Source organism: Cohnella sp. OV330 (assembly GCF_900112065.1).
In the GTDB taxonomy this organism is placed as follows: Bacteria; Bacillota; Bacilli; order Paenibacillales; family Paenibacillaceae; genus Cohnella.
The window spans coordinates 162,551-174,870 of sequence record NZ_FOKE01000002.1; the positions used below are offsets into that span (position 1 = coordinate 162,551).

The following is a 12,320-nucleotide window of genomic DNA, read 5'->3' on the forward strand; positions in this document are numbered from 1 at the left end:
AGTCACCCCTAGTATACACAAACCGGGCGGACAAGTAAAAAAGGCCGTGCAGGTCTCGCTTTAAAACGCCCAGGCGCCCTTGACGAACACTTGCTCTTCGCTGCCGTCCGCGGTGACGCCGAAGATGTCCAGCTCGCCCGAGCCCACCATGAAATCGGTATGAACGGTACTGTTGTTCAAGCCGCGGGCCGACAGCTCCTCTTGGCTCATGTCCGCCCCGCCTGCGACGCAAGAGGAGTACGCGCCGCCTACCGCCAGGTGGCAGGACGCATTTTCGTCGAATAGCGTCTTGTAAAAAAGCAGGCCGCTGTCCGAGATCGGCGACCGGTGCGGCACGAGCGCGACTTCGCCGAGATAGGCGGCGCCTTCGTCCATCTGCACCAACGTCGCGAGCGCTTCGGCGCCTTTTGCTGCCGAGGTGCGAAGCGCTCGTCCTTCTTCGAACACGAAGGTAAAGCCGTCTATGATTTGTCCGGCGTAGCTGAGCGGCTTCGTGCTCGATACGGTGCCCCGCACGCCGTCCCGATTCGGCGCCGTATACACTTCTTCTGTCGGCAGATTCGGCACGAACCAGACGCCGTCGGCGTTCTGCTTGCGCCCGCCGAGCCAGACATGGTCGGTCGGAAGCTCGATCGTCAGATCCGTGCCGGGAGCCGCATATCGAAGCGCGCGGTACTGCTTGGCATTCAATATATCCGCCCTGCGCTTCAACTCGGAGAGATGCGTCTCCCATGCCCCCAGCGTATCCTCCCGGTCGGCGCGCACGAGCTTGAATATCGCTTCCCATAGCAGGCCGATCCGCTCCGATTCAGGCGCGTCCGGAAACACTTTGTCCGCCCAGCCCTTCGACGGCGCCGTCGCGATCGTCCAGCTGAACTTAAAGCCTCGTGACAGGACGCGATAGTCCTTCATGACGCGGCTCGCCGCCTTCTGGGCGTTGGCGATCCGTTCGCCCGGCACGCCGCTGAGCAGGTCCGGATCGTCCGACATCAGATTGATCGAAGCCGCGCCTGCGCGGGCCAGTTCCAGCTTCTCCGCCGCCGACCACTTCGGTTCCTCCAAGAACGCCTCGTCCTGGGCCAGATCGTATTTCAGCCTCGTGACGACCTCGTCCGTCCAAAACACCTTTACGTTACGCGCGCCCGCCTCGTAAGCCTTTCGCACGACCAGCCTTGCCAGCTCCACGCTGTCCAGGGACGCGTTGACCGCGACCGTCTGGCCCGGCTGAACGTTGGCGCCGACTTTTACGATCAGGTCGGCATAACGATCCAACTTTTTCGCAAAATCGCTCATGAAAAGCCCTCCTTAAAGATCTTCCGCCGCGATGACGGTCAATTGCTTCGGATAACGCGTGAGCACGCCGGCCGTGCCGTTATCTTGGATATAGACGTCATCTTCAATGCGTACGCCGCCTGCGACCGAATCGTAAACGCCCGGTTCGACCGTGAACACCATGCCCGGCGCCATTAGCGTGCCGTTCGCCCCCGACATGGAAGGCTGCTCGTGAATGTCCATGCCGAAGCCATGCCCGACCCGATGCGTGAAGAGAGATCCGAAGCCGGCCTGCTCGATCGTCTTGCGCGCCGCCGCATCGACCGCGGACACCGCGACGCCGGCCGCGGACGCGGCGATGCCCGCCTCGTTGGCAGCCAGCACCGCCTCGTAAATGGCGCGCTGCGCCTCCGAAACTTCGCCGACGACGAAGGTTCGCGTAATATCGGAGCAATAGCCGCCCGCCTGTACGCCGATGTCGATGAGCAAAAAGTCGCCGCGACGAATCGCATGCTGGCCCGGCACGCCATGGGGCAGCGCCGAACGCGCCCCCGTCAGCACGATCGTCTCGAAGGCCGGACGATCCGCGCCGAGCTCTCTCATCTTGCGCTCGATCTCCGCGGCCAGCGCAAGCTCGGTCATCCCGACGCGAACCTGCGAGACCGCGTGAGCCATGACTGCCTCGACGATATCGACCGCCCGCTGAATCCGGCCGATCTCGTCCGCGCTCTTGACGATTCGCATGTCCAGAATCGCTTGCTCCAGATCCGCAAAGACCACGCCGGGATAAACCGCCTGGAGCAATTCCGCCTTGGCCAGCGAGACCGTTCCTTTCTCGACGCCGATCGATGCCACGCCTGTTGCAGGCATCTGGCCGCCTAGCAGCGCATAAGCGTCGTCGACGTCCGAGATCGGCACGATCGCGAGGCCCGGCGCCGCCTCTTTGGCAGCCGTTGCGTCCAGCAGCGGCACGAACAGCTTCGTAGCGCGATTCGAGCTGTCGAGCGCGAGCGCCAGGAATCGTTCGTGCGGATTGCAAGCGAAGCCCGTGAGGTAGGCGACATTCGTAGGCGAAGTCACCAGGCCGATTCGAATGCCTTCCTTTTCCATATAGGAAATAAGCCGACCTCTTCGCTCCTTGTATACTTCCGATGGCAATCGGATCAACTCCCTTTCTTTGTTCTGTGCGCTTGAGCATAAACAACTCCAAGGTCGTCGGACCTTGGAGTCGGGGAATGCGCGAGCAGCCGCTGCGGTCGATCAGGCGTTTTCGACGATCTTGATGACGCTTCGTACCGAATCCGCGGACTTGGCGAGCGCCGCTTTTTCTTCTTCGGTCAAGTCGAGCTCGAAAACCTTCTCGATGCCGTCGCCGCCGAGCACGGCCAACACGCCCATGAACAGGTTGTCGTAGCCGTATTCGCCTTGCAGCAAGGCGATGACCGGAAGGATCCGCTTCTTATCCTTCAAGATCGCTTCGGTCATCTGGACGAGCGAGGCTGCCGGCGCGTAATAGGCGCTGCCGTTGCCGAGCAGGCTGACGATCTCGCCGCCGCCGACGCGCGTGCGCGCGACGATCGCATCGATCTCGTCCTTCGGCAGCAGATGCTCGATCGGGATGCCGCCGACCGTCGTGTAGCGCACGAGCGGAACCATGTCGTCGCCATGACCGCCCAGCACGACGCCGCGCACGTCTTCGACGGAGACATTCAGCGCTTGGGCGAGGAACGTATTGTAGCGGGCGGTATCCAGAACGCCGGATTGGCCGATGACGCGGTTTTTAGGAAAACCGAGCGCCTTGTTGGCGACATAAGTCATCGCGTCGACCGGGTTGGATAGGATGATGACGTAAGCGTTCGGACTGGTCGCTTTCACGTTTTCGCAGACGGACCTGACGATGCCCGCGTTCGTGCTCACCAGATCGTCGCGGCTCATGCCCGGCTTGCGCGCGATGCCGGCCGTGATGATGACGACGTCCGAATCCGCCGAATCCGCATAGTCCGCGGTGCCGACGATTTTGGCATCGAAGCCTTGGACCGGCGCAGCTTCGGCCATATCCAGCGCCTTGCCCTTCGTCGGATTTTCAAGCTGCGGAATGTCCACCAGCACGACATCCCCCAGTTCCTTCTGCGCCAGCATCAACGCCGTAGTCGCGCCCGTAAAACCGGCCCCCACGACTGTAATTTTCGCCCGTTTCATTGCCATTCGAATTCCCTCCTAGAAGTTCCTCACGAATAGGTTACCCGTTACCTCGCCTGCCTTACTCTTCCCTTGTTCCTGTCTGCCTCTTGCCCTTCTCTGCTCTAATCCCCTAAAAACAACAATCCCCCTCGCCGACACGTTAGCACCGACAAAGAGGATCGTTATCTACAGTTCTTCTCCCCCATCTAACCCACGCACACGCACCTCTGTCCCCCAGCCGTTAATTAGCAGGGTGTCCAGAGGGCGAAGCCCTTGGAGTCCCCCTTGGAAGGGGGATCTAGGGGGTTGTCGCATCCCCGAATGGGGGATCTAGGGGGTGCACTCAACTACATGTTTTTAATGATTTCATCCGCAAACGCCGAGCACTTGACCTCGGTCGCGCCTTCCATCAGACGAGCGAAGTCGTACGTGACGATCTTGCTGTTGATGGACTTCTCCAGACCTTTGTAGATCAGGTCGGCCGCTTCAAGCCAGCCCAGGTGCTCGAACATCATGACGCCGGACAGGATGACGGAGCCCGGGTTGACGACGTCCTTGTCAGCGTACTTAGGAGCGGTGCCGTGAGTCGCCTCGAAGATGGCATGGCCGGTCAAGTAGTTGATGTTCGCGCCAGGAGCGATGCCGATGCCGCCGACTTGCGCAGCCAGAGCGTCGGACAGATAGTCGCCGTTCAGGTTCAGCGTCGCGATGACGTCGAAGTCCGTCGGACGCGTCAGCACTTGCTGCAGCGCGATGTCGGCGATAGAATCCTTCACGAGGAGCTTGCCTTCGGCCAGCGCGGACTTTTGCGCTGCGTTAGCCGCTTCTTCGCCTTGCTCAGCCTTAATCGCGTCATATTGGTTCCAAGTGAACACTTGATCGCCGAACTCGCGCTCAGCCAGCTCGTAGCCCCAGTTCTTGAACGCGCCCTCGGTGAACTTCATGATGTTGCCTTTGTGCACCAGCGTGACCGACTTGCGCTTGTGCTTGATCGCATATTCGATCGCGGCGCGGATCAGGCGCTCGGAGCCGTCCTTGGATACCGGCTTGATGCCGATGCCCGAAGTCTCGGGGAAACGGATCTTCTTGACGCCCATTTGCTGCTGCAGGAACTCGATGACCTTCTTTGCGTCAGCGGTCTCGGCTTGATACTCGATACCGGCGTAGATGTCCTCCGTGTTTTCGCGGAAGATAACCATGTCGACCAGCTCGGGACGCTTGACCGGCGAAGGCACGCCGTCGAAGTAGCGAACCGGACGCAGACACACGTACAGGTCGAGCTCTTGGCGAAGCGCGACGTTCAGGGAGCGGATGCCGCCGCCGATCGGCGTGGTCAGCGGGCCTTTGATCGCGATGATGTATTCGCGGATCGCGGTCAGCGTGTCGGCAGGCAGCCATTCGCCGTAAGCGTTGAACGCCTTTTCGCCGGCGAATACTTCGTACCAGGCGATTTGCTTTTCGCCGCCGTATGCTTTTTCAACGGCTGCGTCGAGCACGCGCTTGGAGGCGGCCCAGATGTCGCGGCCCGTGCCGTCGCCTTCGATGAACGGGATGATCGGATTGTTAGGGACGTTTAAGACGCCGTTTTGGTCGACTTTGATCGGTTCGCCGGATTGCGGCAGTTCGAATTTTTCGAGTTGCATGGGTAGGTAGCCTCCTGGAATTTAAAAAGTGATGGGTAGAAAAGGATGCAAACGCAGGCGTTCCCGCTCGCAAAGGCGCGCTGAAACGCGCGTCAAACCGGCGCGCCGCGCAACCGGATGGTCGTACGGCACGCCGTTGACTGGAGCGGTCGATTAACGCTCGTCGACCGGCACGTAGTGCTGATCGACAGGGCCAACGTATTCCGCGCGAGGACGGATCAGGCGATTGTCCGCGAGCTGCTCGAGAATGTGCGCGGTCCAGCCCGAGACGCGGCTGATGGCGAAGATCGGCGTAAACAGGTCGCGCGGAATGCCGAGGAGCGTGTAGCAGGAAGCGGAGTAGAAGTCGACGTTCGGCTTCAGACCCTTCTGGCCGGTCACGAGCTCTTCGATGCGAACGGACATGTCGTACAGGCGGCTGTCGCCGTTCAGCTCGCTCAGGTTTTTGGACATTTGCTGCAGGTGCTTGGCGCGCGGGTCGCCCGTACGGTAGACGCGGTGGCCGAAGCCCATGATCTTCTCTTTGTTGTTCAACTTGTTCTGGATGTACGGCTCGACGTTGTCCAGCGTGCCGATCTCGTCCAGCATGACCATGACCGCTTCGTTGGCGCCGCCGTGCAGCGGGCCCTTGAGCGCGCCGATCGCGGAAGTGACGCCGGAGTAGATGTCCGACAGCGTCGCGACGGTGACGCGCGCGGCGAACGTCGAAGCGTTAAGTTCGTGGTCCGCGTGCAGGACGAGCGCCTTGTCGAGCGCGGTAACCGCGACTTCGGACGGCTCTTCGCCGGTCAGCATGTACAGGAAGTTGTGCGCGACGCCGACGCCCGACTTCGGCGCGACGGGCTCTTTGCCCTGGCGCAGGCGCGCGAAGGCGGCGATCACGGTGCCCATCTGGGCTTGCAGCTTGATCGCCTTGCGGTAGTTGGCCTCTTTGCCCGGATCGTTCGCTTCGGCATCGTACAGCGCGAGGCTGGAGATCGCCGTGCGAAGCGCCGCCATCGAGTTCGCGCCCTTCGGATAAAGACGAAGGCCGTCGATGACTTCGCCCGGCACCGCGGCGGCTTCGCTCAGCTGCGACTTCAGCGCGTCCAGTTCGCTTTGCGTAGGGAGCTTGCCGTTCCAAAGCAGATATGCGACTTCTTCAAAGCTCGCCTTTTCGGCCAGCTCGTCGATGTTGTACCCTCGGTACGTCAGCACGCCGTCGATAATGGAACTGATGGACGAGGATGCGGCGACGATTCCTTCTAGGCCTTTGGTAGCTGTCATGGTTCTCTCTCCTTCAATTCCAAGATAACGAATCAAATAAGCGCACGATGCGCTTTACGGAATTTCGGGGCCGGCGGTTCGGATGCGCCTTCAGAGCTTGCCTTCCGCTTAGTCCGCGTAAACCCATATTACTTTCGGTTTTTAAAGCCTCATTTAATGATAAACGATTTCAATTGGGAATGGAACCGAACGAAGCATAAAAATGCTTTATCGCATATATAGACGAATACTCTCACATTCGCGCGCTGACGCGTCGGCGCGGCGATTCCGACACACTCGGATCGCCGCGTCAATCTTCTTTAGATCAGGTCCGACGATCACATCGAACCGACGTCCATCGTGGCGATATGGCGCTTGGTCTCCTCCGTGCCCCAATCGCTCAGGCGGCGATAAATTTCTTTGAGGTAATAATCGTAGCCGTCGTTTTCCAGATCGTTGCTGTACTCCAAAAATGGCAGGTGCGCCCGCCAATAGCCCGCCTGATCGAATTCGTCCATCGAATCGAACAGCTCCTGGAGCTGGACGAGCTCTTCTTCGCCCGCTTCGATCTCGAACTCGTAAGCGGCGTCGCCGCGGTGCGTATTGATCGTCCTGGCCTGGACCGACACGTAATACTTGGATTTTTCCATAAGATCCTCCCCGCGCTGGGTGATGTTACACGTATTGTGTCCAAGCGCCGAGCGGATTTATGCCCATTCGCGCATCGGCGGCATGCACGGCGCTTTTGCGCAAGGGCCGGTGATGTTAGAATAAAGCGATAAAGCGTTCAGGGCGGTCGCTCGCTACAGCGCGAACGCTGCCGGAGGAGGATATTATGTCATTCACAGCCCAAACGACGGGCATGATCGATATCGGTTCCAATACGGTTCGTCTGTCGGTCTATCGCGTGACCGAGGATGGCGCGTACCGCGTCATCGATCAAGGCCGGTGGCCGGCCAGGCTCAGCCAACGCCTGACGGCGGACGGCAGGCTCCCCGCCGAAGCCGTGTCCGAGCTCGGCGAGGTGCTGCGCCACTACAAGCGCATTTGCCGCATTCACGGCGTAGAGCGCATCCGGACGGTCGCGACCGCCGCTGTGCGCCAAGCGTCGAACCGGGATCAGGCGCTGTCCGCGCTGTTCGAAGAGACGGGCCTTGTCATCGAGCTGCTGCCCGGCGAGGAGGAAGCCCGACTCGGCAGCCTGGCCATGCTCCGGACGATGAACATCGAAGACGGCTTCGTCGTCGATATCGGCGGCGGCAGCACGGAGATCACGCTGCTCCGGAACCGCCAGATCGTCTCATCGGTCTCGTTTCCCATCGGCTGCGTCAATACGTCTACCCGGTTCGATCTCGGGGAAGCGCCCGTCGCCAAGACGACGCTCGATGCCATGGAGTCCGATCTCCTGGACAAGCTGTCGGCGCAGGCTTGGATCTCTCAGCATCCGGGACTTCCGATCATCGGTCTGGGCGGCACCGTGCGCGCGCTCGGCAAGCTGCGCCAGCGGCTGGACGAATACCCTTTCGCCAATCTCCACGGGTATGAGATTTCGGCGGAAAGCCTGACTTCCGCCGTCGACCTACTCGCGCCCCTGACGGTCGAGAAGCGCCGGAAGCTGCCTGGTTTGTCCAAGGACCGCGCGGACGTCATCGTGCCCGGGCTCGTCATCCTTCAAGCCGTGCTGCGCGCCTGCCGCTCTTCCGGCATCGTCGTTTGCGGCGCCGGTCTTAGGGACGGCCTCTTCTACGATACTTGCCTGCCCGATCTGCGGATGGACGGCGAGGACGCCGTTGCGGAAGAAAGCATTCGCAATTTATGCGCCCTGTACCCCGGAGCGCCTTTGAGCCATCTCGACCAGGTGAACCGGCTCTCGCTCGCCCTTTACGACCAGCTGGCGCCGGGCTTCGAAGTACATGCCGAATGGCGCCGCCTGCTGAGCGCGGCATCCCGGCTGTTCCGGATCGGAGCCGTGCTCGATTATAACGATTGCGCCCAGCATACGTTCTACATCCTCATGCATGCGCACTGGAACGGCATGTCCCATCGCGAAAAGCTGCTCGTCGCGGCGATCGCTTCCTATCGCAATTCGAACGCGCTGAAGCGGAGCCTCGCCGGCTACAGGGCGCTGCTCCGACCCGGCGACGAAGAACTCTGCGCCAAGCTCGGCATGCTGCTGCAGCTTGCCGCTGCGCTCGATCGCAGCGAATCCCAAGCGATCACGTCGCTTCGCGTCACCGGCGTAACCGGCGTCGCAGGCGGCCGCTTGCTGCTAGAAGCCGCCGCCAGTCACGCGTTGCCCGTCGAGACGACGGAAGTTCAGGCGCTTGCCAAGGACTTCAAGAAATGCTGGGGACTGACGCCGACGCTTCGCCTTGTCTAGCCCTCATCCGGATGTTTGCCTATATCCCGCCATAAAAAAAAGGACGCCTTCGGGCTTCCTTTTTTTTAATATAAAATTCTGCGCATCACTCTTACTTCGTAACCGTACTTCCCTCGCATCAGCTTCATCTGCTCGTTGATGTAGTCGTAGACTTCCTTCAGCCTAGAAGTGTTCGGCCTGAGCGTCTCTTTGACTTCGCCTCCGACGATGACATCGAACTCGATCATCCTCGTCCCTCCTCTCCATTTCCGTCCCGCAATCTTATCTTATGCCGGGAATGTAAATGGCAGATTAGACGAATTAGTTATTCATGTGAAATCTTTGGCGTCGGCGATGGTCTTCCAAAGCGGAATGTCGCTGGAAGCGAACTGGCTGCGAAGCGGCGGCTGATCGTTGTGCACCCGAACGTAGCCGCCCGAAGGCAGGAGCTCCCTGGCCTTGACGTTATCCTGCAAGTTGAGTTCCAGCATGTTGCGGAGCGCAAGCCGGAGGCCGCGGTCGTATACCGGACACAGCAGTTCGACGCGGCGGCTCAGATTGCGGCTCATCCAGTCCGCGCTCGAGATGAATACCTCGTCTTCGCCGTCCGCGGACACGTACAGGATGCGGGAATGCTCGAGAAAGCGGTCCACGATGCTGACGACGCGCACGTTGTCGCTCAGTCCCGGTACGCCGGGCCGCAGGCAGCATACGCCGCGCACGATCAGGTCCACTTTCACGCCCGCTTGCGACGCCTCGTACAGTTTGTCTACCATGGGCTGGCTGGATAGGGAATTGATTTTCGCGACGATCCGCGCCGGCTTGCCTTGTTTGGCGCTCGCGATCTCGCGGTCGATCAATTCGTACAGCCGAGGGCGAAGACCCGCAGGCGCGACCGCGAACGCGCGCCAGTCGTGCGGCGTCGAATAGCCCGTCATCTCGTTAAAAAGAGCCGAAGCGTCCGCGCCGATCCACGGATGACAGGTGAACAATCCGGCATCGGTGTACAGCTTGGCCGTATTTTCATTATAATTGCCCGTACCCACGTGCACGTACCGCCGCAGCGAGCCGGCCTCCCGGCGCACGACCAGCGTGATCTTGGCATGCGTCTTCAGACCGACCAGGCCGTAGACGACGTGGCAGCCCGCGCGCTCCAATTGCTTGGCCCAGGCAATGTTGCGAGCCTCGTCGAACCTTGCTTTGATCTCGACGACGACCGTCACCTGCTTGCCAGATTCGGCGGCCCTCGCAAGCGCCTGGACGAGCACCGAGTTGACGCTGACCCGATAGAGCGTCATCTTGATCGCGAGCACGTCCGGATCTTCCGCTGCTTCGCTGATAAAATCGTTGACGACCTCGAACGATTCGTAGGGATGATAGACGAGCGCGTCTCCCCGCTCCCGCAGCACGGAAAGGATGTCCTCCGACACGTCGAAGGCGGCCGGGTAAACGGGCTCGATAGGCGGATATCGCAGCTGCTCCATATTGGGAAGCGATCCCGTAAACTTCGAGAGGAACGTCAGGTCGAGCGGACCGTCGATCTCGAAAATTTCCTCCTCGCCGATCTCGAGCTCCTCCATGAGCAGCTCCTTGGCCTGAATCGACATCCCCTTCTCGATCTCGAGCCGTATGGGGAATCCTCTCCGCCTGCGCCGCAGCTCTTTTTCCATCTCCTTGAGCAGGTCTTCCGCGCCTTCCTCGTTAAGCGCAAGGTCGGCATTGCGGGTCACGCGAAACGCGTGCACCGATTCGGTCACATACCCGCTGAAAAGCTGTCCGATCTGCACCCGGATCAGCTCCTCCAGGAGCAGGTAAGCGTTTTTGCGGCTTCCTTTGCGCTTGGCGACCTCTACCGTTCTCGATAAAATAGACGGCACCTGAACGATCGCAAAATAAATCCCGTTCTCCTGGTCCGGTCCTTCCATGCCCTCGGGTCGCAGCACGACCGCCAAGTACAGCTCCTTGTTGTGCAGCAGCGGAAACGGACGGCTCGTGTCTACCGCCATCGGCGTCAGTACAGGGAAGACGATCTCCTGAAAATAGACCGTCATCGCCTCTTGCTGTTCGCCGTTCAGATCGTCCCAGGACGCGAGCGCGATGTTTTCCTTGGACAGCAAGCGCAGCAGTTCTCTATAGGTTTTGTACTGGAGCCTCACCATGCGCCCGACTCGCTTGGACAGGCGCTTGAGCAAGCCCCCTTGCGTGTAGCCGGTAAAGTCCGGCTTGTTGAAGCCGGCCTTAAGCTGCTCGCGAAGTCCGGCCACGCGGACGCTCATGAACTCGTCGAGATTGCTCGCCACGATCGACAAAAATTGAAACCTTTCGAGCAATGGCGTACCTGGGTCCTCGGCTTCCTCCAAAACGCGCCGGTTGAATTCCGTCCAGCTGAGGTCCCTGTTAATGTACTTTTGGGATCCGTGCATTCGTGTCGCTCTCCCCTTTTAGTATCGAACCATTGCGCTGCGCGAAGTCTATTCACAGTCTTATGCCCATTATGTTAGAAGGATGTTATCGCAGCGTCAATCGAACGTGAAGGGAATGTAAAATCGCGCGATTCTGATCCTTCCTCGTCAGAATCTTCGAAACCCGCCGCCCGATATCCGGAACGAGCCGGATTGCACCTTGCCGGCCAGCCATCCGTAAAGCCCGAGCCTGAAAAGCGAGCGCGTCCACGGCAGCAGCAGCGCGAGACCGACAAGATCGGACAGAAATCCCGGCACGATCAACAGCAGTCCGCCAGCGAGCACGCAAATGCCGTCCAGGATCGCATGTCCCGGCATCTGGCCGGACGATAGCTGGCTGCGCGCTGCGCCCCATACTTTGCGGCCTTCGGATTGCATCAGCAGCGCGCCGACGACGGCGCCGGCCAGCAGCAGCAGGAAGGTCGGCCAACCGCCGATCCATCGCTGCATCATATAGATTCCGCACGCCTCCAGGAGGACGGCGACAATGACGATCCACATCAAGCGTTTTAGCATGGCGATCTCTCCTCTCGTCCTCTCTTATACGGCGGCGCGCGGACCGGCGTTGCGGTCAGACGAAGCGTTCCTCAACGAAGGGGATATCGTTAAAAAAGCATCGGCTGCGCTCTTTCCGTGTCCAACCGACAGTTATGCTTCCGCCAACGCCTTGAACGCGGCCCAAACCTCCGGCAATTCCCGGTCGAGCCGAACCGGCTTCCACTCCTTGTTCACCCATACGTGCTTCGTGCCGCCCGATACGAGCAGTTCGCCCGCCGGCTCGTCCTTGGTTACGCGTCCGACCGTCGCAGTCAGGTCTCCCTTCACGATCCGCGATTCGAACTCGATCCGCAGCGCCGTCTTGTCCGCGACCCGCGTGCAGACCGTGATCCATTCATCATAGCGCGCCGGCTGCACGAAGTTGACATCGAGCTTGACCAGCGGCAGCAGCAGCCCCCTCGTCTCGATCTCCCGGTAGTCGCAGCCGATCCGTCTCACCCATTCGGTTCGTCCGATCTCGAACCAGTTCACGTAATTCGCGTGGTACACGACGCCCATTTGGTCGCATTCCTGATATCTCACCCGAAGCGGGTGCAGGAGCCATGCGCTTGCCATTGCCTAAGTCCTCCTTCGTCGCTCAAAAGAAACGGGACGCAAGCG

The 12,320-nt window shown here is 60.3% G+C and carries 11 protein-coding genes; 1 reads left to right on the forward strand and 10 read right to left on the reverse strand.

Annotation, left to right across the window (positions count from 1 at the left end; genetic code table 11):
* Positions 1–60: 60 nt before the first annotated feature.
* From BM235_RS04560 to BM235_RS04585, 6 genes are all read right to left on the reverse strand, one after another.
* Positions 61–1,293, reverse strand: a complete 1,233-nt coding sequence (locus tag BM235_RS04560; RefSeq protein ID WP_090109894.1) for an aminopeptidase — start codon at positions 1,291–1,293, stop codon at positions 61–63.
* Between the two features lie 12 nt (positions 1,294–1,305).
* Complete coding sequence (locus BM235_RS04565; protein ID WP_255374055.1) at positions 1,306–2,430, reverse strand: M24 family metallopeptidase; 1,125 nt, start codon at positions 2,428–2,430, stop codon at positions 1,306–1,308.
* A 102-nt stretch (positions 2,431–2,532) separates the two neighbouring features.
* Positions 2,533–3,477, reverse strand: a complete 945-nt coding sequence (gene mdh, locus BM235_RS04570; RefSeq protein WP_090109898.1) for a malate dehydrogenase — start codon at positions 3,475–3,477, stop codon at positions 2,533–2,535.
* 323 nt (positions 3,478–3,800) lie between these two features.
* Complete coding sequence (gene icd / locus BM235_RS04575; RefSeq protein ID WP_090109900.1) at positions 3,801–5,096, reverse strand: NADP-dependent isocitrate dehydrogenase; 1,296 nt, start codon at positions 5,094–5,096, stop codon at positions 3,801–3,803.
* A 153-nt stretch (positions 5,097–5,249) separates the two neighbouring features.
* Positions 5,250–6,362, reverse strand: a complete 1,113-nt coding sequence (gene citZ / locus BM235_RS04580) for a citrate synthase (protein ID WP_090109902.1) — start codon at positions 6,360–6,362, stop codon at positions 5,250–5,252.
* Positions 6,363–6,679: 317 nt separating this feature from the next.
* On the reverse strand, positions 6,680–6,991 hold the full coding sequence (locus BM235_RS04585; RefSeq protein WP_090109904.1) for a hypothetical protein: 312 nt from the start codon (positions 6,989–6,991) through the stop codon (positions 6,680–6,682).
* A 185-nt stretch (positions 6,992–7,176) separates the two neighbouring features.
* On the opposite strand from BM235_RS04585, the gene BM235_RS04590 reads away from it, so the two are divergent.
* The gene (locus tag BM235_RS04590) at positions 7,177–8,721 is read left to right on the forward strand and encodes a Ppx/GppA phosphatase family protein (protein ID WP_090109906.1); all 1,545 of its coding nucleotides are present in this window, start codon (positions 7,177–7,179) and stop codon (positions 8,719–8,721) included.
* Positions 8,722–8,786: 65 nt separating this feature from the next.
* On the opposite strand, the gene BM235_RS04595 is transcribed toward BM235_RS04590, so the two are convergent.
* The 4 genes from BM235_RS04595 to BM235_RS04610 form a co-directional block, all read right to left on the reverse strand.
* Complete coding sequence (locus tag BM235_RS04595) at positions 8,787–8,948, reverse strand: mechanosensitive ion channel protein MscL (RefSeq protein ID WP_090109908.1); 162 nt, start codon at positions 8,946–8,948, stop codon at positions 8,787–8,789.
* An 81-nt stretch (positions 8,949–9,029) separates the two neighbouring features.
* Positions 9,030–11,123, reverse strand: coding sequence for a polyphosphate kinase 1 (gene ppk1 / locus BM235_RS04600; RefSeq protein ID WP_090109910.1), 2,094 nt, complete (start codon positions 11,121–11,123; stop codon positions 9,030–9,032).
* A gap of 147 nt (positions 11,124–11,270) precedes the next feature.
* Positions 11,271–11,678 (reverse strand): FxsA family protein, encoded by a 408-nt coding sequence (locus BM235_RS04605; RefSeq protein WP_090109915.1) that lies wholly within the window; start codon positions 11,676–11,678, stop codon positions 11,271–11,273.
* Positions 11,679–11,810: 132 nt separating this feature from the next.
* Complete coding sequence (locus BM235_RS04610) at positions 11,811–12,275, reverse strand: acyl-CoA thioesterase (RefSeq protein ID WP_090109924.1); 465 nt, start codon at positions 12,273–12,275, stop codon at positions 11,811–11,813.
* Positions 12,276–12,320 lie beyond the last annotated feature (45 nt).